We start from the raw sequence: 21358 nt of genomic DNA, 5'->3' as shown, positions 1-21358 counted from the left end.
AGCCTGAACTCTTTTACTATATTGTGAAATTTTCGGCAATCACTCGTTCCAAACGCCTGACTCCGATTCAGCTCGCATTATCGACGTACTGACAGGCGTGGGCCGCGCTCCGTGGATTGACGACAAGCCACCAAGTTGCGACGTACACGACGTCATAGCGAAAATCAAAGTCCATTGTGGTCCCACGCTATCGTAGATTTTTTAACCGCGCTCTGCTCGGGCCGCGAGATTAGGCTGTTAGATTGCAGAAGGCCGCGGCGCATACTTTGACGACGCCGGGTACGCCAGACATGTTCATTAACAGTACCCATACCCCCTCTCTGAGCCCAATTATTTCAAAATAGAGCATAAATCCCTGGATTGCCTCAATCTCGGTGCACTGGTGGGTGCAAGGTTGCGCTTGTCATATTGCCTGCATAGGGTCTTCCCTATATGATTTTGCTCGGCTCTGAGGGGAGCCGACACAAGGAAAGCCAAATGGGAGCGCAGGACCTTATCGCGTTAATGAATGCCGGGGTATTCCAGTCTGACCGAATCGTGAAACTGGACACGCCCGCAGGACCGAATGTGCTGCTGCCGCATATCGTGGTGGGCACCGCTAGCCTCGGCGGTAATTTTGAGATAGCCGTCGATGTGGTTTCGCTGCAGGACTCGCTCGAGCTGAAATCACTCATCGCGCAGCCGGTCACCCTTTGGACTCAGCAGTCTGACAAGACCTACCGTCCACGACATGGGTACGTTCACACGGCCCGCCGGCTGGGTTCCGACGGGCGACTGGTCAGCCTGCAGCTGATTTTCTCGTCGTGGCTTCATTTCCTGAAGTTCCGCAAGGACGCGCGGATATTCCAAGACCAGACGGTCGAGACCATTCTCGAAACAGTTTTTCAAGGTCATCCGCAGGCGCTTGGGGCCTTTCGCATCGATGTGCAGAAGCCTTCGCCTGCGCGCTCGTTCTGCGTGCAGTACGAAGACGACTGGAACTTCGTGCACCGGCTGATGGAGTCGGAGGGCTGGTTCTATTACTTCGAGCACGCCGACGACGGCAAATCTCATACCCTCGTCGTCACAGACGACCTGTATTCGCTCAAACCGCTTGAGCCTGAGCAACTCCGGTTCTATCGAGCTGGCGTCACGCGTCAGCCCGACGCGCTCGTGCACTGGTCGGGCACGCGAACTCTTCAGAGCACATCGTATTCGACAAGTACGTTCGACTATAAGAACCCCGAAGCGCGCAAGGAAAAGTCATTCCCTACCGTCGCAAACCAGGGCGACCTGCCGCAGCAGGCCGAGGTCTACGAGTACACCGGACCGTACACGTACCTGGAGGATGACCGCGGCGACCAGCTTACGAAGCTGAAGCTGGAGGAATGGGAGTCGCGCGCGAAACGATTCTACGCGGTAGGCAGCGCACCGAGCATTGATGTGGGGCACTGGTTCAGCTTGTTGGACCATCCAGAGCACGACCGGGATAGCGCCGAGGACCGCAAGTTCGTCGTCGTCGAAACGAACTGGTACATCCGCAACAATCTGCCGGTGGGCGAAAGTCGCCCCTACCCGCATAGTCTGGACGCCCGTCTTGCCGAGGTTCGCGATGCTCACGATGAGTCAGTGGCGGCATTCACTGTCAAGGACGCCATGGGCAGCGAGGGCTTCTTCCTCGTCGAGGTCGAAGCGCAGCGTCAGAAGGTGCCGTTTCGCAGCCCGCTCGAGCACCGGAAGCCCGTCATGCACCTGCAGACAGCGACCGTCGTTGGCCCTGGGAATGAGGAGGTCTACACCGATTCACTGAACCGCATCCTGGTGCGCATGCATTGGGACCGACGCGAGGGTCTTGGAGCAACATGCTGGGTCCGGGCCGCCTATTCCGACACGGGCGGCGGTTACGGCAGCGTGCATGTGCCGCGTGTCGGAGAAGAAGTCACCATCGATTGGGTCGGTGGGGATTGCGACCGCCCCATTGCGACAGGTCGCGTCTACAACGGGGCGACGCAGCCCCGCTGGCACTCGAATGGCATCCTTTCGGGCTTCAGCTCGAAGGAGTACGGCGGTGGGGGCTACAACCAACTTGTGATGGACGACGCGACGGGCCAGAACCGATTGCAACTCTTCTCGTCGCAAGCTAGCTCCATGCTCCACCTGGGATACCTGATTGCCCAGGACGGTAACGTTCGTGGTAGCTACCTGGGAAGCGGTTTCGACCTGCGTACTGACGCCTACGGCGCCATTCGCGCCAACCGCGGGCTATTCCTTACGACGCATCCCGGCTCGGGCGCCGCGACCCAACAGCTCGAGGTCCAGCAGGCTCAGCAGCAACTCGCCGGCGCGCACAACCTGGTCGAGTCGCTTTCCGATGTCAGCACCCAGCACCATGCCGAAAGCCTGAAAGCGGGCCGAGATGCGCTCAAGGATTTGGCGGACGCCGCGACCGACAATGTCCAAGGGCAAGGACCGGGCGGCGGTGGTCGCACGGCAGGTGGCGGTACTGGCTCAGCCAACGCATTTAAGAAACCCATTCTCCTGGCAGCAAGCCCGGCCGGCATCGCGCTATCGACGCAGCAGTCGGTGCACCTGGGCGCGGACGCACAGGTCAATCTGGTCAGCGGCCAGAGCACACACCTCGCTGCCGGAAAGTCGCTGCTCGCGAGCGTCGCCGAGCGCATCAGCCTTTTCGTCCAGAACGCAGGAATGAAGCTCTTTGCTGCAAAAGGCAAGGTGGAAATCCAAGCGCAGTCGGACAACATCGAGATGACCGCGCAGAAGGCTGTGAAGGTGCTGTCGGCGACCGAGAAGGTTGAAGTCGCGGCAAGCCAGGGCGTCCTGCTGACCTCTGGTGGCGCGTACATCCGAATCCAGGGCGGCAATATCGAGATTCACGCTCCGGGCAAGATAGACATCAAGGGAGCGCAGCATGCGTTCGCCGGCCCCACGAGCGCACCCTACGATTTGCCCGCCCTGCCCAAGGGCGACCTGCACAACAAGCTCGAGTTGAATCTTACGGACGACAACCTGAAGGCCGTGCCTCAGGCCCCCTACAAAGTCGTGTTCGAGAACGGAACGACCTTGGCCGGCAAGCTCGACGGAAACGGTCACGCGGTCCTGCGCGACGTGCCTGACGGCACCGCGAAGGTCTTTTTCGGCGAAGACGCGCGGCCGTTCAATCCACAACCAATGCCCGCACCCACGGAGCTCGCACAGCCTGATGTTCTCAAAGAACTGCATGCAGCCGGGCACGAGGGAATTACGGAGGAAAACCTCTACAGCCTGTTTAATAGATTTTCTGGCCGGCCGGACGTGAAATGAACGAAAACGACCAACAAGCAATCGAAGAGGCCGTCAAAGAGATTGGCTGGTCGATGGCGACCAACGCCGTGCCATTGTTCTACGTCGCGCAGAACGTCTACGACACTACGGAAAGCGTCTGGACGGTGTGGAACGCACGCGAAAGTGCGGACGAGATGACGAAAATCGAGGCCGGTATCGACCTGGTGTTCGCCGTCGTGGGCTGGGTCCCTGTCGTCGGCGCCGGCGTCAAGCGTACGTTCCGCCTCGTCAATCACAAGTCAGAAATCTACGGCCCGCTGCTGTTCGACATTCTGCGTCTGGTCCTCCAGCAAGCCCACATTCAGACCAGCCCGGATGCGCTGATTGACAAGCTGTTTGATGCCTCCGGCGTCAAGAAGTACCTGACCGAGGCGCGCGAGCACATCCAGAAATCCTGGCTGTACCGCGAGATGCCGTCCGCAATGCAGGTCACGTTCATGCAGGCGCTGACTTTCGTCGAAACGAACCTGCCGTACTGGCTCGCGCAGTTCGTCCAGCGCAAGCTGCTCCACTGGCGCAAGAAGCAGCCGAATTCGTCCGCGGTCAGCACTTTGGATGAGCATCGGACCACCGAGAAGCCTGGCGCGAAGGGCGAAGAGGCGAAGGCTGGTCATGACCGCCCGGTCCCGACGCCGTCCAGGGGCGTAGTGAATGCCAAGCTCGCGGTGACCGATATCACGACCGAAATCACCGGCATCCTGGGCGAACACATCGGGGACTACTACTGCTACGAAAAGCTGAAGTGGGGCAATGGCTGGCAGACTCACGACAAAGGCCTGAGCGGCAAGTGGAGCGAGCAGCCTGGCCTGCGGGTCATGGGCAAGCTCAATGACAAAGGCAAGCTCAACAAGCTGTTCGAACTCAAGGCACGCGGTCACGGCATCGACGGCGTATGGCGTGCGGCACCATTCAGCAACCAGATGAAGGACTACGCCATCGTCGAAATGAAGGCATCGACGACGAAGCGCAAGCTGAAGGACCCGAATGCAAAGCATAGTATCTGGAGCAAACTCGGGACAATTAAGGATGAGGTGCGGCCCGCCGCAGACGACCTTCTCGAGCCGCCCGATGACGAGGGTCCCACTGTTCCCACTGGTGGTGGCTCAGGTAAGCCAGGGTCCGGCAAACCCACGTCTGGCGGAGGAGGTGGAAAACCTCCGAGCACCGGGGGAGGAAAGCCTGCCGCCAGTAGCGACGTCAAGGTCCAACGAAAGCCGCAAAACGAGGGTGCTGCTGCGCCAGGCGAAGCGGTTCCGACAACTGAGCCAGTGGCTCCGAAGGACCCGAAAGCCAGCATCGTCCAGATGAGCAACGCCTGGATTCTGAAGAATCTGCCGGAGGCCGTGTCGCGAGATATCGAGCTGTCTATTCTGAATGTAGGCTACTCGCGACATTTGTTGTATGTGCCGTTCTACCTCCCCTCGGCCGCGCAGCACGTCGAAGCGCTTGCGACGGGTGATGAACATGGACACGCCGACCACGACCTACCATTCACTCACCACTACAAGGACGGCGAGGTGGCTGAAGCGGTCAAGCGCAAAGCCGAGCGGCTAAAATCGCGTACCTGACACGAGATATTCGAAATGAGCGATTTTGATTCGAAGCGACGACAGCGTTTTCTAGGCGAGGACTACTTCAAGTGGCTGCTGGCCTCCTTTTCTGAAAACATCGCGAGTTGGGAAGACAGGCTGACCCCTATCGGCGATACTGAAAATGAGAGGAAGGCGCTGACCAGAGGCATTGTTGCCTCCGACAGCTATCGTCGCTTTCTGCTCATGTACACGGGCGGCGCGGACATCAGCCTGCTAAGAGACGAATTCGATTCGGTGGTCTCCGCATTCGAACAACTCACGATAGCCGAGCGCGTGCATCAGGCAGATGATCGGCAGCCGCCGCTCGCGTTCAGTGAAATCGGCGATTATGAGACCGCGATGCAGCTGATTGGCTTTTGCTACCTGCTGCATCGGCGTGACTTGCTGCCGCGCATCGTCGCAATGTTCGACCCGGCCTACCGCGGGAAGGACACACTATACGAAGACCTGCTCGCGTATGAACTCGAAGGGCGTGTTGACGTCGACAGCTGGTTTCACGATGTTCCGTATCGGCCGCTCGTCTTCAGCCTTTACCGCGAAGCGAAACAGGAATGTGTCGACGACATCACGCAATATCTCGAAGCCTGGTATCCGGGCATGGCCGCGGCGGTGTGGCATGACGGCCACCTCGAAGCACGGAAGGGCGACAAGGGGACGTACGTTGGCTATTGGGCAATCGAAGCCGCAGCGGTTGCGTATCTGCTGGAGCTGGACGACAGTTCCTTCCGGGACCATCTGCTGTATCCGAAGGACCTAGCCGACTTTGCGCGCAACTTCGACCCCGCGAAGGGGAATCCGCCAGCACTTCAGAACAACGGACCGAAGACAGTGCGTACCGGTCAGGTATGCCCGGAGACCGGTATCTGGAAAGCACAGGGCCACCATGTGCCTGGCGTGATGGTGCGACAGGGCGAGCGCATGCCAGAAGTGTTCGCTCCGGACCGGTCAGGTGCATACCGCTCCCAACCTGCGCTCTGGGAGTTTGAACGCAAGGCCTGACGCATAGACGAGTTCTCCAAGCCACACGCACAAATTTTGATGCGCGCGGTCTTGTCGAACTTAACACCTTACTTTGCGATGAGGAAACGGTCGCGACTCTTTGCGTCGCGAATCCAGAGCGGAGCGCGACCGCGCCCAGACCACATCTCGCCAGTCTTCGGACGGAGCCGCACACACCGAGGCTCTGTGCGAGGCCGGCCGTAACCGAAACTATTGGAAAAACGAGGGTACCGATATTCAAGACGTGCACGCAAACTCTGACCGGCTTGGGTGTGGCCGAGCAAGCCGAGGAAGTCATTGATTTTCCAATGAAATCTGCGTCAAACCAGAACTGATGGCGACGTGCAACTAAATCTAATGCAACTCAGCACGCGCTCAACTACAACCTCGTTTCGACAGAGCGCAAGCAACGCGCAAAGCAGGACACTCAATAATTGGTTTGCGCGCCCCGCCATCCGGTAATGCATACGCCGGAGGAGAATTCCCACGTCGTTGAACTCGACGAAAATCGACTACGTTCCGGGAAGCCGATATGTTCGCCTTTTAGCCGGGCCAGTCATCGACGGGGATGAACTGCATGTGCTTCGTTCCGGCGACAACAGTATCCAGGAATGCCGGGAACCCATCTGCTACACAGTACAGGTTGCCACATTCGGCCACCTCTGCGATATCCGGCTTGGCGGTGTCGTCGGCATGCAGATTGGTTCTATCCCAATAAAGAACTTTTCGAGCGTCGCCGAACTTCGCAAGCGCATAGTAATTTCCACCCGGATCATCGCCGATCACAAAGAATTCACTCAGGAACCCGACCTCATCCATGACGCGCTCATTCTGCTCAATCAGATCAAAATTTTCATTACTGGCAGCGAGCCCGAACAACGACGAAAAAGAGATCACTCCATTATCGACGCCTGAGAAATCGAGATCGAGATAATCGGCGCCGCTGACGAACAAGCCGTTCCACTTCGCCAGAAAATTCGCATACTCGGCCGGAATACCGAAACCAATCCGGGATTCCAGCTCAGCGAAAAACGGCGCCGCGGGCTTTACACCATACAGAACTGGCACATTACCTCCTCAACACGACGGTCGATTTCACGATCGGGCAGCACCATACGCGATTGAAGCACCAACGGCCCTTGCAAGCAGTTTCTCATCCGATTCTCCCGCACCTCGGGAGGCGCGCCGGTTTGATCGACACCGAACCGGAACAGCAGGTCGGGTAGCGCTCGCTACAGCACTGATCGTTGCCACTTGTCCTTAAGATTGACAAATTCCTTTTTTCTCACCCTCCATTCGCCCGCGTCGTTCTTCATGGTGATTCGGAATATTGCCAACATCCCGACGGTTTGACGAATGATGAAAACCACCTCTCCGCCGGTGGCTTCCACGCCATCTTCAACGTCAGTTTCAGGATCGTAAGTCGGTGGATCAGAGCAACCCAAATCAATCAGACGACCTTGGTTTGCCTTATCCTGCAATGTCCATCTCTCGAAAATACCCAAAAGCGCCTTCCGAGCACAATCATCGACTTCCGATACGTCGAGCCCGCGCTCCAAGGCACTGCGCTTCTGCTTATAAAAATCCTTTTCCCAATGATTCATTTCCGACATGAACGATCTCAACGCCGTTCGCGACCGCACAAAATCATCATCGGTCATCTTCAATCTCTCATGATTGAGAATATCGCCCACAACCAGCCAGGGAGCCGGCAGCAAATCCGTCGATATTTTACCGTGCAGGGTCGGCGGGCCTTTGAGTCGGTCGCATGCTTGCGGAATGGGAAGCGCGCAACGAACAACAGGCGGCGCAACTTCGCTCCGCGCAAGTCTCTCGGAAATGTTCAATGAATTGGCACTGGCCGCGCGACGATCAAAGACAGGCCGCGGGCAAAAATACCGGTGACGTCCAATGTACACGCGACGCAGAGCGCTTTCATTTGGCACCAACATCAGCCGAACGGCGACAACAATCAGGCATCGCCTGACGGCACCCCTCCGGTCAATTCCCGGAGGCGGCCGAACCGGCCCGGACGAAATGATGCTCCATCCTCGTGCGCAGCACGCCATCGAGCGCGGCAAGTCGATCGCGCAGTCGAACCGCTTGCCCTTCCGTCATTTCCCCGAGAACGATCTTCTGCTCGAGAACGTCGCCACAGCGGGCGATGGCCCATCGGTCGACCGTCGCGGTTTCACCTTCGAGTACGGCAGCCGCTGTCGACACGATGCCCGGATTCAATCCCGAAACGAGATGAACCGTATGCGTGAGCGTGAAACCGGGAAGGAGGTGCGACCAGTCTTCACAGACGGTCTGGCGGGAAGCAGCGGTATCCTGGCGCATGATTGCTCCGGTTGAGTGGTTATCGAACCGGTGCCAGCGATGCTGCTCCCGTTTCGTTGCCGTAAATCGGCCGCATCGCCTCAAGGGCGTCCACCTTGCCCGGGAGGGCAGGTTGGCGTCGGATAACCCGACTCTGGATGCTTGGTTTCTCTCGTTCGACATTCCGAACGATGGTTCATTATATCGAAAAGCACGCGTAGCGCAAGAAGTGTCGGGAGAGCGGCACTTTAGCCGGATGACCTCACCGATCCAGCCCTTGTAAGCGAGGCGAAAGGAAGAGCTGTGTCAGTCCTCCTCACCGCCCTCCAACCACACGCGCCCCAAACACCCCGAAACCTACGCCCTCACGCGATATACCTGTTCTTGATCCGAATATCCCGCCCCTTGAACGGCCCCGTATCGTGCTCATGCACATGCACGACCACCTGTTTCGGATCGAACAACCTCGACACCTCACGAAAATCCTGGTTCACGCGCTTCATGCCCTCGACCATCTCGCCATGCAGCGCCGCATCGTCAAGCGGCATCCCTACACTGCCCAACGCCCGTTCGAGATGGAGGTGCAGGAAACTCGTCAACTGCGCATCCTCGGTCGTCGCGAGCTGGAACGTGCTGATCGCGTCATGCAGCACCGGCGAAGCGGACAGAACCTGCTCGATGTCGGACGGGAACACTTTCGCGCCATAGAACGGCACGCTCGAATCGTTGCGGCCGTACACGAACAGGAACGGGAAATGGCTGGTCCGCGCGGCAAAATCCTGCAGGCGCATGCCATGTGCCGACAGACGCCTGTTCAGCTCGCGGAATCGATACGTCCCACCCGAATCGCGAATGTTGTACCGGATCTTCGGCGCGGCGCCCGACTGCCTTCCGATAGTCACCAGCAGTTCGCCATCGTCATTCGTTTCGATCACGTAATCGAGCGCGTTGTACTGGAAGATCATCGGCGGCGTATCGCGGCCGAACAGCTCGCGGCACAGCTCGGGCCGCGTGAGCAACGCACGCCGCAGGCCGATCGTCGTCGGCGTCTCGACGCCGATGTTGATCTCGAGGTCCGACGCGCCATACGACGAGATCACCGTGCTCGCCTTGCGCAGCAGATGGTCGCGCAACGCTTCCGACAACCCTTCCCCGCCGACGATGAAATCGATGTGGTACGCGCTCAGGTCGAGATCGCATTCGTCGACCACCGAGCGGATGAACGGCGGGTAGCCGAATATCAGGTACTGGTATTTCGGCCCGAACAGCTTCAGCGTGTTGATCAGCTTGGCCTTGTCGGGGCCGATCGACTTCATGATGCCGACGTCGACGAGCGACATCGACACGTTCATGCCGGTCGCCCACGGCCCGAGCGCAAAGCAGTTCAGCAGCATCTTGCCGGAGTCGCGGAACACCAGCTGATAGTTCAGTTGCAGGATGCGCTTGACGTCGCTGCGTTCGGCCGCGCTGCGCACCCAGTTGTTCGGCTGCCCCGTCGACCCCGACGATTCGTCGATGACGACACCCGACTTCGGAATGGCGCCACCGTAGCAGCGCTGCTCGATCGAGTAGCGCTTGATGTAATTCTCCTTGGTCATGGCGGGCAGGTCCGACAGCCGCCATTTGCCGCCGGCCTTGTAGCCTTCGGCCTTCAGGAACTCGATGTAGGCCGGGCACGACGTGCTCGCCTTGAGGAACGCGACGCGGGCGCGCATGCGGCCGACATAAGCCAGATAGGGCTGAAAAATCGGCGCGTTGAGGAACACATAGAGACGTCCATCGACGCTGATCACGCGGCGAAGGAACCAGAGCGTCCAGAGAACGGCTTCGAGAAAAAGGCGAATGAGCGTGTTCATGCGGATTGCGGCGAATGGGATGGAACCGGCGCATCGACGAGGATGTCGGCGAGCGCCCTGCGTTGGCTTTGCGGCGGCGTACGCGAGTAGCCGACCTTGAACACGAGCCATGCGCGGTCGACCCCGGCATGCGCGCTGAACCACGCGGCGGCGTCGGGGTTCGTGACCAGGTTGCCGTACGGATGCAGGTACAGGCCGAGGCTCGTCAGCGCGAGCCAGAAGCGCAGCAGGAAGCGGCCCGACTCGATCGCCTTCTCCGGATTGAAGAAGTCGCCGCTCAACACGCCGATCGCCGGCACATGGCCGAGCTGCGACCGGTACCGGCGCTTGAAATAGAAGCGCGTCGGCTTGAACGTCAGGATCTTCGACAGGCGCGCGGACATCCAGAACTCGGCGCGCGACAGATTCATGCAGCGCCAGTCGAGACCGTCGCGATGTCGGGCAGTCGAGCGTTCCGTGAACCGAAACCAGGCCGTGATTTCATCGTGGTAGTCCGCGACGTTCATGTCATGAAACACGGCGTCGATGTTCGCCGCGATGATCGGCTCGATCAGTTCCGCACCCGACAGGTGCGTATATCGATGCCCCCATTCGTCGGCCAGCGCCGCCAGTTGCGTGACGGCGGCATCCGGCACCGGTGTCGGATCCATCGAAATGCGCGACGTGCGGCGCGCCAGCATCAGCGCAGACGGATCGTCGCGCGACGCATCCGCGTGGGTGTTGGCGACGAGCCGCAACGCAGCGAACGGAATCAGCCCCGGCGGCGTCGGTCGGGACAGGATGGCCGCGAATTCCTGCACCGGGCGATGCAGTTGCCATTCGATGCGCAAGCCATGCGGTGCCGCGAGCAGATCGATCGCGTCGATGAACATGCCCATCGCGGACAGCAGGAACGCGCCGGTCGTGTCTTCTTTCGGCAGCGTGCGCGCGCCGTCGACGAACAGCTCGGCGCAATCGTCCGAGATCAGTTGCACCCGCCATGGCTGAACGTTGTGCGGCGACGGTGCGTGTCGGGCCACGGACAGAATCGTGTGCCAGACAGTAAAGGTTTCTGTGGGAATCCCCGGCATATCTCGTGGCTTCCTTGTTGTTGTGCGGCTGATTGCCGTTGTGGCGCGAGAACCGGCCCCTCTCAAGACCGGGTAAAGCTGTGCGCATCTTACATGAGGGCCGAGGCAGCCTCACGGATGCCCGGGGCGGCAGATCGGCTGCGACGCAACTGTCCGCGCCCGAAGCATCGTCCGCCGTCATATGCGGAGCCTCGTGGCCGGTCGAAGCCCCGCTCGAGAAAACCGCTACTTCGACAAATGCAGCTTCTTCGACACGACGATGCCGCTCGACTGACTCACCAGCGAGATGTCACGGATATCCATGTGCAACGTGGAGATCCTCGTCGTGATGTCGGTCGGCTCGTCGATACTCGGATCGGCATGCTCGGTTTGTTCCGTCAGGTAAGGCCGAACCAGCCGCCCGGAGAAAACGAGTGCGAATTCGCCACCCGCTCGTGCGTGCTCGGCGGGCGATAGCCGCATGCGGCTACGAATTGCGGTCTTTTTACCTTGGCCGGAATCGAGTTCGATGATGTCGACGTGCTGGATGTACCCTTTCGCCTTCGCTTCGGGCGCAATCACGAGCCCGCGCCCTCGCGGCCCCGTCGTGACTTTTCCGAGCAGGATGCCCGCACGGTCGTTGCGCTCTGCGTCGAACAGGTCGACGTCCAGCGTCAACAGGTGCCGGCGTGACGAGTACCTCAGCCCGTACCGCACCGGCACCACGAACGTCACGTCACGATCCAGATCGACGGACGCCAGGTCGGGATTCGGGCCATGCCGGTCGACCGCGCTGGAGACCAGGCCGCGAACCCGGTCGGGCAACGAAGGTGAGTGGCTATTGATGTGCAGCTTTTTCAGCGCATCCCGGATTGCAACCGGGTCGTCGCCGGTTATCGGTCGTGCCGGCGACGTGTCGGAACGGACAGCCGACGCGATGCGCGCCGTGCCGTCCGCAGCCTCCGGCGCTGCATGCGCCGCGACCGGCGCGAGCATCATCGTCAGGGCGACGACGCACGCGAAGTTCGAGCGACCCAATGTGGATTTCCGGTAAAACACGACGAACTCCCGAGTTTCTTGCAGATCGATCAACGACGTGCACTATAGGGTGGAATGATCGGCAACGCACCCGCCGTTCGACATTCACGGATGGGCGGTGCGCCCATCATAGGTTCGTCGTCGGCACGGCGGCAGGTCAACGGACACACTACCGTGTTGCCCAGGCGACAACAACTGGCGGAAAACGCGCAGCGCCCCGTCAGGAATCCGCACACTCATCCCCGCCCGTCCTCGCGCCGATACTCCGCCGGCGCCTTCCCCACCAGCTTCCGGAAGTCGCGCGTGAAGTGCGCCTGATCGAAATACCCCAACGCCTGGGCCAGCTCCGCGAGATCGACCGCCTCGCCGCCCGCGAGCTTGTCCGCGGCTTCGTGCAGGCGATAACGACGGATCACCCATTTGGGCGTCACCCCGACATGGCTGGAAAAGAGCTGCTGCAACGTGCGTTCGCTCAACCCCGCACGCCCGGCCAGGTCGCGCACCTGCGTGAGCCCGATGTCCTGCTGCAGCATCTGCAAGATGGCATGAATACGCTCGACCTGCGGATCGTGCGGCGGCAGCACCCGCAACAGCAGCGCCTCGGCCGCCGCCACCATTCCGGCATCGTCCCCGGCGCCGAGCACGGCCGCTTCGGCTTCCGCATCGCCGCAGTCGAACAGCGTCGACACCGGCAGCACCTTGTCGGTCGTCAAATGCACCGGCTTGCCGAAAAACGCCCGGAACGCGCCCGGCCGGAACCGCATGCCGATCACCCTGCCGGCGCCCGCGAGCGTCGTCTCGAACGCCCCCGACACCACACCGAAGATCCCCGTCTGCCGCCGGTCGAACACCACATTCACGCACGGATACGGCAGTGTGCGCTGCACGTAAGGCGGCTGGCCGCGCAGATCCCATTCGACGATCCAGTGGTGATCCAGCACGCCGGCCAGTTCGGCTCGCGGGTAATAGCGATTGAGACGGAAGCGCTGATTGATCGCCTTCGGGCCGACCACGCCCTTGGGCGTGTCGGTCACGTTACGCAGGTCGGCCATGGTCGGGGAACCGGTGAGGTGAAGGCGCAATGATGCACCGCCACAGCGGGTTTTTCCAAGACGAGGGCGCGCAACCGTCCTACATTCGAATCCCTGCCGACGAACGCACCACCGGAGCCCGCCATGCCGCAAGACCGTCACCTGATCCTGTTCCACTCTCCGCGCAGCCGCTCGGCCGGCGTGCGGATGCTGCTCGAGGAACTGGGCGCCGCCTATGAATTACACGCGTTCGATCTCTCCACCGGAAAACACCACGACGCCGAATACCTGCGCATCAATCCGCTGGGCAAGGTTCCCGCGCTGCGTCACGGCGACGTGATCGTCACCGAGCAGGCGGCCGTCTACATGTACGCGGCCGAACTGTATCCGGAAGCCGGCCTGTCGCCGGCGCCGGGCGATTCGCTGCGCGGCCCCTATCTGCGCTGGATGACGTTCTATGGTTCGTGTTTCGAGCCGGCCGTCGTCGACCGATCGATGAATCGCCCGCCCGCGCCCTACTCGACGTCGCCCTACGGCGAATTCGATACCGTCGTCGACACAATCGATGCGCAACTGGCGAAGGGGCCTTACCTGCTGGGCGAGCGCTTTACCGCCGTCGACGTGCTGTGGGGCTCGGCGCTGAACTGGACCACGATGTTCAAGCTGGTGCCCGAGACGCCGCGCATTCGCGCCTACATCGACCGCGTGCTAACACGCCCGGCCATCCAGCGCGCGCAGGCGGCAGATGCCGCCCTGGCGACGGAACAGGACAAGGCCAAAGAGGCGGCCGCAGCGGCGGGGTAATCCATTGGCGGGCCGACCTTGGCACCGTCAAAACACCGTATGCAGCCCCACCCGCGCCACCGTCTGGTTCGCCGAACCTGAAGCCCCGTTCGGATCGAGCACGCCATTGACCTGTGCATTCGCGCCGCTGTTCGCGCGTTGGTAGTCGGCCGACACATAAACCATCGTGCGCTTCGAAAACAGGTACTGAAGCGCCACACTGACCTGATGCGCGTGGTTGTCGTTCACCGCTTCGTTGCCCTTCATGTACATGTACTTCGCGCCCAGCACGACATCGGGCCTGATGTGCCACAGCCCGCCGGTCTCCGCCATCCACACGCCGGCGTCGTTGAACGCGTTGCGCACGGTCGTCACCAGCGCACTCGCGGTCACGGCGCCGAAGTCGTAATGCATCCCGACACCCCAGTTGCGCACGCTGGTGGACGGCACGCCAGGCGCGGGACCGTACTTCTCGTTCGTGTAGGCCGCACCGACCCCGAACGCCCCCATCTCGTAGCTCACCCCGGCGCTCACCGCATTGTCCGCGCCGACCGAGCCGGCCACCCCGCCGAACGCGTACATCACGCCGCCGGAAAAACCCGCGACCGTCGGAGAACTGTACTTGACGGAATTCGCGATCGGCTTGCTGCCAGCCGTGCGATCCCAATCGAACGCACCGGTCGGATTGCCCGGTAGCGCGAGACGCAGGAACGGGCCGTTGCGAAAGCCGTACAGCCCCGAGATGTCCCGCGCGATCGCATTGCCCTTCGAAAAGAGCGAATCCACCATGAAGTCGTACTGGTTGCCCAGCGTGATGCTGCCGAACCGGTTGCTTTCGAGGCCCACATACGCGTTGCGTCCGAAAATCCCCGTCCCGACGATGCTGCCGTTCGCCATCGAGAACTGGTTCACGAGCGCGAACGTCGCGCGATACCCGCCTCCGAGGTCTTCGGTTCCGCGAAAGCCGAAGAGATTGGGCGCGAATATGCCGTCGTCGAACTTGACGTTCTTTCCGCCGCCCTCGTTACTGACATAAGAAATGCCCGCGTCGATCAGACCGAACATCGTCACGCTGCTCTGCGCCGATGCACCGTGCGCCACGGCAAGCATCATCACCGCTCCAAACCTGAGTTTCATGTCGTCTCCGTCTTTTTTATGAAAATGCGAGGCCGCCACCCGCTACGTGGCGGGTGCTCGCCCGGTGCTTCAAAGGAATCGCGCTCATTCAGGCGGAATCGAACAGCGCCCGAACCATGATTAGCTTTACTGATTGATTAACTCGACAACTACCACATCAATCGGCCCCGCTCGTGCTCATCGAAACGCGTGAATCAGGCGCTCCGATGGATGATCCACGCGGTGGAATCCACCTCGACCGTCACGGCCTCCAGCGCCGAACCAGAGCAAGGCCCGTCGATACATACGCCATCGTCGAACCGGAACAGCGCGCTGTGATGGGCGCACATCAACACCTGCGACCGGTAACAGGAAACGCTACCCGGGACGAAATCGAGCGGCACCGAGAAGTGCGGGCAGCGATTCACGTACGCCCACACCTGCCCGCCGCGCCTCACGACGATCACGGGGCGTCCGATGCAGGCCTCGTCGACGACCCGCGCGCCGCCGTCGGGCACATCGGAGAAACGGCAGAGTTGTCGGGCTTCCATGTCTCACACCCGCTGCTCGGGATTGCCGAGGCTCCAGTCCCACGGCCGCACTTCGACGTGCGAAAACAGCCCCTCCTTCACGTACGGATCGTTGCCCACGAACTGCATCACCGCGTGAATGTCGTCCGCCTCCACGACGAGCAGCGTGCCGTTCATCGCGTCACCGTGCGGGTCCAGCGTCGGCCCGCCGAGCCGCACGACCACGCCGTGCTGGTCAACCGAGCGCAGGTAGGTTCGATGAATCGGCCGCATGCGGTCGCGCACGTCGCGCATGCCCGGCTGGTCCGTCGCAAACACCGCAAAAAATCGCGCCATGTCGATCAACTCCGGTCGAGGACGAACGCGCGAAGAGGCCGTACGAGGCACCGTACGCGCAGGCGCGCGCCTCGCGTGCCGTCGAAGCCGGCGGCGACCTGCCCGGTCAACCCGGCATCGCCGTCATGGTGGTCATCGCTCATGTCTGTCTCCATTGACGCGCGAGCCGCTCACCGCGGCGCGCGTCCTTCCCATGCATCCTGAAGCAGCGCGCGAATCGCCGCGCGTTCGATCGGCCGCGGGTTCGCATACGGGTTGCGACAGGCGAGGTCGGCCGCTTCGTCGAGACCGCTCTCCGGCATCCCGAGATCGGCGAGCGCTGGCGCGATGCCGAGCCGCGCGTTCAGCGCGAACAGCAGCGGGCCGGCTTCGGCTGCGTCGTTCCCGCCCAAGGCGCGCGCCACGCGGCGCAGCGCATCGGGCGCGGCGGCATGGTTGTAGTGCGCGGTATGCGGCAGCATCGCCGCATGCGTCTGCGCGTGCGGCAGGTTGAAGGTGCCGCCGAGCGTGTGACACAGCTTGTGGTGCAGCGCCATGCCGACCGCGCCCAGGCAGGTTCCGGCGAGCCACGCGCCGTACAGCGCGCGGCTGCGCATCGCGCGATGTTCAGGATCGCGCACGATCACGGGCAATGCTTCACCGAGCGCGCGGATCGACTCTTCCGCCATCAGACTGATCACCGGGTTCGCGTCTTCCGCATAGAGCGCCTCGACGGCGTGCGCCATCGCATTGATGCCAGACGCCGCGGAAATGTCCGGTGGCAGCGACACCGTCAACGACGGGTCGTAGATCACCGTACGCGGCAGCACCCGTGCGTCGCGCCCGGTGCGCTTCAGCCGGCCTTCCGTGAGCCCGAAGATCGGCGTCGTTTCCGAGCCGGCGTATGTGGTCGGCACGGCGAGGATCGGCAACACCGACTCGAGCGCAATGGCCTTGCCGAGCCCGATCGTCGAGCCGCCGCCGATCGCGACGCAGCAGTCCGCGTCCAGCTCGGCTGCCATCTCGCGCGCGGCATGCGCGACTTCGACCGGCACGTGCATGACCGCCTGCGCACAGATGCCGGCCGCACGCTCGCCCAGGATCGCCTCCACGCGCTCGGCGAGCGGCCGCTGCTCGGGCGTGGACAAGACAAGCGCGCGGCGGGCGCCGAGCGTCGACAGCTCGTCCGGCAGCCTCGCGAGCGCGCCCCATTCGAACACCACGCGGGAAGGCGTGCCCTGATAGACGAAGCGATCCATGGAAAACCTCAGCGCTTGAAGTGCGGCGGCACGTTGCCGTCGACGTTGACCCACACCGATCGCGCTTCCGTGTAGTCGTGCATGGCCTCGAAGCCCATCTCGCGGCCATAACCCGACTTGCCGACGCCGCCGAACGGGCTGCCCGGATTGACGCGCTTGTAGCAGTTGATCCAGCACATGCCTGCGTTGATCCGCGATGCCATCCGGTGCGCGCGCGAGAGGTCCTTCGTCCAGAGGCCGCTGCCCAGCCCGTATTCCGTCGCGTTGGCGATGGCCAGCGCTTCGTCGTCGCTGCCGAAGCGCAGCACCGTGACGAACGGGCCGAACACTTCCTCCTGCGCGACGCGATCGGCCGCGCTCCTCGCTTCGATGACCGTCGGGCGCACGTAGTAGCCGCCGGCGAGCGCCGGGTCCTGCGGCGCGCTGCCGCCGGTGAGCACGCGGCCGCCCTGCTCGCGCGCGACGTCGACGTACGACAGCACGCGATCGAGGTGTTGCTTCGAGGTCAGCGGCCCCATCTCGGTATCGGCGTCGAGCGGGTTGCCGATGCGGATCGACGACGCGAGCGCGACGAATCGCTCGAGGAATTCATCCGCGATGCGTTCGTGCAGCACGAGACGCGAACCGGCGATGCACGCCTGCCCCTGGTTATGGAAGATCGCCCATGCGGCGCCGTTGATGGCCGCGTCGAGGTCGGCATCGTCGAAGACGAGGTTGGCGCCCTTGCCGCCCAGTTCGAGCTGCACGCGCTTCAGGTTGCCCTGCGACGCTTCGACGATCCGGCGGCCGGTGGCTGTCGATCCCGTGAACGCGATCTTGCCGACCCCCGGATGTTCGGCGAGCCGCTGGCCGGCCGTATGCCCGTAGCCGGGGACGATATTGACGACACCGGCGGGGAACCCGACCTCGGCCATCAGCTCGACGATGCGCAACGTCGACAGCGGCGTGATCTCCGACGGCTTGAGCACGACGGTGTTGCCGGCGGCAAGTGCCGGGCCCATCTTCCAGCTCGTGAACATCAGCGGAAAATTCCACGGCACGATCTGGCCGACCACGCCGATCGGCGCGCGCTGCACGTAGTTCAGGAAGCCGGTTTCGACCGGAATCACCGAGCCTTGCAGCTTGTCGGCCATGCCGCCGAAGTAGCGGAAGCAGGCCGCCGTGCGCGGCACGTCGAGCGCACGCGAATCGCGGATCGGGTGGCCGGTGTCCAGCGATTCGAGCTGCGCCAGCTCCTCCGCGTTGGCCTCGATGGCGTCGGCGAGGCGCAGCAGCAACCGGCCGCGTTCGGCGGCCGGCAGGGCCGACCATTTGGGAAACGCGCGCGTGGCGGCTTCGACGGCTAGATCGACATCCGCCGCGTCGGCTGCGGCGATCTTCGTGATGACGGAGCCGTCGTGCGGGTTCAGCACGTCGATCGTGGCGCGGTCGACGGCGTCAACGAAACGCCCGTCGATGAAGAGTTGGGTTTGCATGAATCGTCCTCGGTACAGGGCTGAAGCAGAAGCGGCTGCGTTGCTCAGAACGCGATCGGATACGGCGCGAGCTCACCGCTCTCGTAGCGTTGCGGCAGGTCCGGCGTCGCGTTCTCCCAGACGAGCAGCATCGAGCGCTTCGTCGAATAGCCTTGATGCCGGATGTCGGCGGGCATCGCGCAGATGTCGCCGGCGCGCATCGTGACGCGTGCGCGCGGTGCGCCGGTGTTCTTGTCGCCGATGTCCCATACGATTTCGTCGGACAGTTGCAGGAACCATTCGACGCGGTCGTTGCCATGGAACACCGGCAGGATGAATTCCTCGGTGGTCGGGCAGAACAGGCTGCGCCCGCAGACCGACGTGACCGACGGATTCCACGTGACGTCCGAACGCGACAGGTACTTGAACAGGTTGAACGCGTGCAGTTCGCCCTCGAAGCCCGGCTCGACATGCACCTCCGGTTCGTCCTGCGCGACGTCGAGGAACGCGCGGTTGACCGGCAGGTCGTCGCGCAGCGGCGAGTCGCCTTCGAGGCCCGGCATGCGGCGCGTCGCGATGCGCGTGCGCTCGATCGCCGCGCCGTTCTCGCCATGCTTGCGCCCGAACGCCGTGCCCGTTTCCTCGGGCGCCGCGAACGGATCGAAGCCTTCGTTCGTCCAGTCGTGCAGCATCGCCTTGAAGGTCGCCATGATCGTGGGCGTTTCGAAGGTCTCGGTGTAGTCGACCCCGGCGTCCTTCAGGATGCCGTTGAACGTGCCCGCATACATGTCCACCTTGCCGTAGTGATTGCGCGTGCCGAACACGTGGTCGAAATTCACCCAGCCGTAGAAGAAGCCCCACGCCACGTCGCGCATCATCGCGCGCAGGAACGCGTCCGCCGGCATCGCATGCGTGCGCGTCCGGCCTTTCGCGGGCCAGCTGATCTTCACGAAGTATTCGTCGCGCTGGAACGCGAATTCGCCGAGCTGGAAGCGGCGGTAGCCGGTGACGGGATCGGCTTCGGTCGATCGCACCAGATCGGCGGCAAAGCCCGTGGAAAGGTCGAGGGTGTCGAGGGTGGCCATAACGTGTCTCCTGGGAATGTCGAATGAGGTCGGACGAATCAGTGCAGGCAGATCTCGGCCCACTTCTCCACGGACAGCTCGCCAAGGACGGTCTGCACCAGCGCGACGCCCGGCCGGCTCGCGGTGAAGCGGTATGCACAACCGGCCGGCAGCAGCGCCTGATGGCCCTTGCGCAGCACGACATACCCCATCTTGCGGCCGGCCGGCTGGGCGCCGGCGCTCACGGTGCCGCGCCCCAGTTTCGGCGGCGAATCGAGCTTGATGAAGTCGATCCGGACCTCGCCGTCCATCTGGATCGCGAACTCGTCGTGCGAGCACGCGAACCACGGCGACTGGCCGTCGGTCCGCAGCACTTCGATCACGTATTCGAGGTTCTTGCCGGCGACGACCTTTTCATACGGCGCCGATTTCGATGCGACCTCGAACACGTTCGAGAACGCGTAGTGCCGGGCGCTGCCGCTGGTGATTTCGATCTCGCCCTTCCGGTAATGGTCGAGCGAGCCAAAGACGGTGTGGAATGCCGTGTCGGTCATTGCTGTCTCCTGAGTTGAACTGCTTGTTGGATTCAACTCTAGGGGCAACGCACAGCAGCAACAAGGCAACGGACGGCGATTACGGCATTTGCGTTTCGCGAATAATCCGCACGGTTCAACGCACCCAGCCGCGCTCCACGAGGGGACGATCCCACGGGGATTCGTCGCCGATATATTCCGCGAGGAATTCGACCAGCGCCTTCACTTTCAGCGCCTGTCGCTGCGTTGCGGGATACACGGCGGCAAAGTTCAGCGGCGCGAGCTGATAGTCGGTCAGGATCGGTACCAGGCGGCCCGCGACGAGCGCATCGCTCGCCACCAGAGTGGGCAGGCACACGACGCCACCGCCGGTCAGCGCGTATTCGCGCAACAGGTGGACGGAGTTCGAGCGGATCATGCCCGGCAGCTCCATTTCGACGACCTCGTCGCCGCGCGTCATCGTCCAGCGGTTGCGCGACGGATAACCCGAATACAGCGCGGTCGTGTGCTGCAGCAGGTCGCGCGGATGTTGTGGTGCACCATGCGCGGCGAGGTAGGCGGGCGACGCGCAAAAGAGGCGCCTGACGGTGAACAGGCGCCGTTCGATCAGCGACTCGGAGATCGGCGGAAAGATCTGGAACGCGATGTCGAACCCTTCTTCGACGGGGTCCACCACACGGTCGTTGACGATGACGTCGATCTGGATGCCCGGGTAGCGCCGGTTGAATTCCATCAGCGGCGCGCCGAAATGATCGAGGGCGAAACCGGGCAGCATCTGGATGCGCAGCCGCCCGGTGGGCGTGGCGCGCAGCTCGCGCATCTGGTCCGTCAGCTCGTTGACGCGCCCCACGACCTCCGCGCACTCGCGATAAAACGCCTCGCCCACTTCCGACAGGCGCACGTGGCGCGTGCTGCGATGGAACAACGGCGCGTTGACGAACTTCTCGAGCTGCTGGATGCGGTTCGTCACGACCGAGCTGGTCACGCCGAGCTGCCGCGCCGCCTCGGCGAAGCTGCTCGCCTCCGCCACCCTGACGAATGCCTCGATGCTCAGAAACCGGTCCATGCCGCGCCCTTTTTCGACAGCGAAACCGGCAGT

20 protein-coding genes, 1 pseudogene and 1 riboswitch are annotated in these 21358 nt (G+C 62.4%); of the genes and pseudogenes, 4 read left to right on the top strand and 17 right to left on the bottom strand.

Annotation, left to right across the window (positions count from 1 at the left end; genetic code table 11):
- Positions 1-477 precede the first annotated feature (477 nt).
- From AB3K92_RS09885 to AB3K92_RS09875, 3 genes are read left to right on the top strand one after another with little or no spacing between them, the layout of a single operon-like run.
- Positions 478-3300 (top strand): type VI secretion system tip protein VgrG, encoded by a 2823-nt coding sequence (locus AB3K92_RS09885; protein WP_318834656.1) that lies wholly within the window; start codon positions 478-480, stop codon positions 3298-3300.
- Complete coding sequence (locus tag AB3K92_RS09880; RefSeq protein WP_124922513.1) at positions 3297-4889, top strand: hypothetical protein; 1593 nt, start codon at positions 3297-3299, stop codon at positions 4887-4889. Before AB3K92_RS09885 ends, AB3K92_RS09880 begins: the two co-directional genes overlap by 4 nt.
- A 15-nt stretch (positions 4890-4904) precedes the next feature.
- Positions 4905-5912, top strand: coding sequence for a PoNe immunity protein domain-containing protein (locus AB3K92_RS09875; RefSeq protein ID WP_042975409.1), 1008 nt, complete (start codon positions 4905-4907; stop codon positions 5910-5912).
- Positions 5913-5980: 68 nt separating this feature from the next.
- Here AB3K92_RS09875 and AB3K92_RS09870 read toward each other — a convergent pair.
- The 8 genes and pseudogenes from AB3K92_RS09870 to AB3K92_RS09835 all read right to left on the bottom strand — a co-directional run.
- Positions 5981-6082 (bottom strand): annotated as a pseudogene (locus AB3K92_RS09870) (H-NS family nucleoid-associated regulatory protein); the annotation flags it as partial.
- A 373-nt stretch (positions 6083-6455) separates the two neighbouring features.
- The gene (locus tag AB3K92_RS09865) at positions 6456-6980 is read right to left on the bottom strand and encodes an SMI1/KNR4 family protein (RefSeq protein WP_153490115.1); all 525 of its coding nucleotides are present in this window, start codon (positions 6978-6980) and stop codon (positions 6456-6458) included.
- Positions 6981-7144: 164 nt separating this feature from the next.
- Complete coding sequence (locus tag AB3K92_RS09860) at positions 7145-7759, bottom strand: NTF2 fold immunity protein (RefSeq protein ID WP_185735578.1); 615 nt, start codon at positions 7757-7759, stop codon at positions 7145-7147.
- Positions 7760-7913: 154 nt separating this feature from the next.
- On the bottom strand, positions 7914-8252 hold the full coding sequence (locus tag AB3K92_RS09855) for a hypothetical protein (RefSeq protein WP_148668956.1): 339 nt from the start codon (positions 8250-8252) through the stop codon (positions 7914-7916).
- 42 nt (positions 8253-8294) lie between these two features.
- Positions 8295-8398: riboswitch (SAM-I-IV-variant riboswitch) on the bottom strand.
- 198 nt (positions 8399-8596) lie between these two features.
- Positions 8597-10087 carry a phenylacetate--CoA ligase family protein gene (locus AB3K92_RS09850; RefSeq protein ID WP_226192592.1) on the bottom strand — a complete coding sequence of 497 codons (1491 nt, stop codon included), beginning with the start codon at positions 10085-10087 and terminating at the stop codon, positions 8597-8599.
- On the bottom strand, positions 10084-11223 hold the full coding sequence (locus AB3K92_RS09845; protein ID WP_269112499.1) for a nitroreductase family protein: 1140 nt from the start codon (positions 11221-11223) through the stop codon (positions 10084-10086). The genes AB3K92_RS09850 and AB3K92_RS09845 overlap by 4 nt, the downstream gene beginning before the upstream one ends.
- 159 nt (positions 11224-11382) lie before the next feature.
- Entirely contained in the window at positions 11383-12195 is an 813-nt protein-coding gene (locus AB3K92_RS09840) for a hypothetical protein (protein WP_059676918.1), read from the bottom strand.
- 215 nt (positions 12196-12410) lie between these two features.
- Positions 12411-13226 carry a DUF6597 domain-containing transcriptional factor gene (locus AB3K92_RS09835; RefSeq protein WP_369465773.1) on the bottom strand — a complete coding sequence of 272 codons (816 nt, stop codon included), beginning with the start codon at positions 13224-13226 and terminating at the stop codon, positions 12411-12413.
- A gap of 123 nt (positions 13227-13349) precedes the next feature.
- Here AB3K92_RS09835 and AB3K92_RS09830 point away from each other — a divergent pair, with 123 nt between their 5' ends.
- Positions 13350-14009 (top strand): glutathione S-transferase family protein, encoded by a 660-nt coding sequence (locus AB3K92_RS09830; RefSeq protein WP_369464925.1) that lies wholly within the window; start codon positions 13350-13352, stop codon positions 14007-14009.
- 27 nt (positions 14010-14036) lie between these two features.
- Here the strand turns inward: AB3K92_RS09830 and AB3K92_RS09825 are convergent, their stop codons facing one another.
- From AB3K92_RS09825 to AB3K92_RS09785, 9 genes are all read right to left on the bottom strand, one after another.
- Positions 14037-15125 (bottom strand): porin, encoded by a 1089-nt coding sequence (locus AB3K92_RS09825; protein WP_369464924.1) that lies wholly within the window; start codon positions 15123-15125, stop codon positions 14037-14039.
- Positions 15126-15319: 194 nt separating this feature from the next.
- Entirely contained in the window at positions 15320-15655 is a 336-nt protein-coding gene (locus AB3K92_RS09820; protein WP_226192595.1) for a Rieske 2Fe-2S domain-containing protein, read from the bottom strand.
- Positions 15656-15658: 3 nt separating this feature from the next.
- Positions 15659-15970, bottom strand: coding sequence for a YciI family protein (locus AB3K92_RS09815; protein WP_369464923.1), 312 nt, complete (start codon positions 15968-15970; stop codon positions 15659-15661).
- Positions 15971-15975: 5 nt separating this feature from the next.
- Positions 15976-16113 (bottom strand): hypothetical protein, encoded by a 138-nt coding sequence (locus tag AB3K92_RS09810; protein ID WP_155630089.1) that lies wholly within the window; start codon positions 16111-16113, stop codon positions 15976-15978.
- A gap of 27 nt (positions 16114-16140) precedes the next feature.
- Positions 16141-17208 (bottom strand): maleylacetate reductase, encoded by a 1068-nt coding sequence (locus tag AB3K92_RS09805; RefSeq protein WP_369464922.1) that lies wholly within the window; start codon positions 17206-17208, stop codon positions 16141-16143.
- Positions 17209-17216: 8 nt separating this feature from the next.
- Positions 17217-18683: an aldehyde dehydrogenase family protein gene (locus tag AB3K92_RS09800; protein WP_021160028.1), complete on the bottom strand. Its 1467-nt coding sequence runs from the start codon at positions 18681-18683 to the stop codon at positions 17217-17219.
- A gap of 44 nt (positions 18684-18727) precedes the next feature.
- The gene (locus tag AB3K92_RS09795; protein WP_059488819.1) at positions 18728-19747 is read right to left on the bottom strand and encodes a hypothetical protein; all 1020 of its coding nucleotides are present in this window, start codon (positions 19745-19747) and stop codon (positions 18728-18730) included.
- Between the two features lie 38 nt (positions 19748-19785).
- Positions 19786-20280 carry a hydroxyquinol 1,2-dioxygenase gene (locus AB3K92_RS09790; RefSeq protein WP_369464921.1) on the bottom strand — a complete coding sequence of 165 codons (495 nt, stop codon included), beginning with the start codon at positions 20278-20280 and terminating at the stop codon, positions 19786-19788.
- 115 nt (positions 20281-20395) lie between these two features.
- Entirely contained in the window at positions 20396-21325 is a 930-nt protein-coding gene (locus AB3K92_RS09785; RefSeq protein ID WP_059618977.1) for a LysR family transcriptional regulator, read from the bottom strand.
- Between the last annotated feature and the right edge of the window lie 33 nt (positions 21326-21358).

It is taken from the genome of Burkholderia sp. Bmkn7, assembly GCF_041103175.1.
Lineage (GTDB): Bacteria > Pseudomonadota > Gammaproteobacteria > Burkholderiales > Burkholderiaceae > Burkholderia > Burkholderia cepacia.
This window is presented reverse-complemented; position numbering and strand designations above follow the sequence as displayed.

What these genes read in the sequence shown, in the direction of transcription:
- AB3K92_RS09805 (WP_369464922.1), bottom strand. Translation starts at nt 17,208, where the DNA reads ATGGATCGCTTCGTCTATCAGGGCACGCCTTCCCGCGTGGTGTTCGAA.
- AB3K92_RS09820 (WP_226192595.1), bottom strand. Translation starts at nt 15,655, where the DNA reads ATGGAAGCCCGACAACTCTGCCGTTTCTCCGATGTGCCCGACGGCGGC.
- AB3K92_RS09810 (WP_155630089.1), bottom strand. Translation starts at nt 16,113, where the DNA reads ATGAGCGATGACCACCATGACGGCGATGCCGGGTTGACCGGGCAGGTC.
- AB3K92_RS09785 (WP_059618977.1), bottom strand. Translation starts at nt 21,325, where the DNA reads ATGGACCGGTTTCTGAGCATCGAGGCATTCGTCAGGGTGGCGGAGGCG.
- AB3K92_RS09795 (WP_059488819.1), bottom strand. Translation starts at nt 19,747, where the DNA reads ATGGCCACCCTCGACACCCTCGACCTTTCCACGGGCTTTGCCGCCGAT.
- AB3K92_RS09790 (WP_369464921.1), bottom strand. Translation starts at nt 20,280, where the DNA reads ATGACCGACACGGCATTCCACACCGTCTTTGGCTCGCTCGACCATTAC.
- AB3K92_RS09855 (WP_148668956.1), bottom strand. Translation starts at nt 8,252, where the DNA reads ATGCGCCAGGATACCGCTGCTTCCCGCCAGACCGTCTGTGAAGACTGG.
- AB3K92_RS09835 (WP_369465773.1), bottom strand. Translation starts at nt 13,226, where the DNA reads ATGGCCGACCTGCGTAACGTGACCGACACGCCCAAGGGCGTGGTCGGC.
- AB3K92_RS09800 (WP_021160028.1), bottom strand. Translation starts at nt 18,683, where the DNA reads ATGCAAACCCAACTCTTCATCGACGGGCGTTTCGTTGACGCCGTCGAC.
- AB3K92_RS09830 (WP_369464925.1), top strand. Translation starts at nt 13,350, where the DNA reads ATGCCGCAAGACCGTCACCTGATCCTGTTCCACTCTCCGCGCAGCCGC.
- AB3K92_RS09850 (WP_226192592.1), bottom strand. Translation starts at nt 10,087, where the DNA reads ATGAACACGCTCATTCGCCTTTTTCTCGAAGCCGTTCTCTGGACGCTC.
- AB3K92_RS09815 (WP_369464923.1), bottom strand. Translation starts at nt 15,970, where the DNA reads ATGGCGCGATTTTTTGCGGTGTTTGCGACGGACCAGCCGGGCATGCGC.
- AB3K92_RS09885 (WP_318834656.1), top strand. Translation starts at nt 478, where the DNA reads ATGGGAGCGCAGGACCTTATCGCGTTAATGAATGCCGGGGTATTCCAG.
- AB3K92_RS09825 (WP_369464924.1), bottom strand. Translation starts at nt 15,125, where the DNA reads ATGAAACTCAGGTTTGGAGCGGTGATGATGCTTGCCGTGGCGCACGGT.
- AB3K92_RS09880 (WP_124922513.1), top strand. Translation starts at nt 3,297, where the DNA reads ATGAACGAAAACGACCAACAAGCAATCGAAGAGGCCGTCAAAGAGATT.
- AB3K92_RS09875 (WP_042975409.1), top strand. Translation starts at nt 4,905, where the DNA reads ATGAGCGATTTTGATTCGAAGCGACGACAGCGTTTTCTAGGCGAGGAC.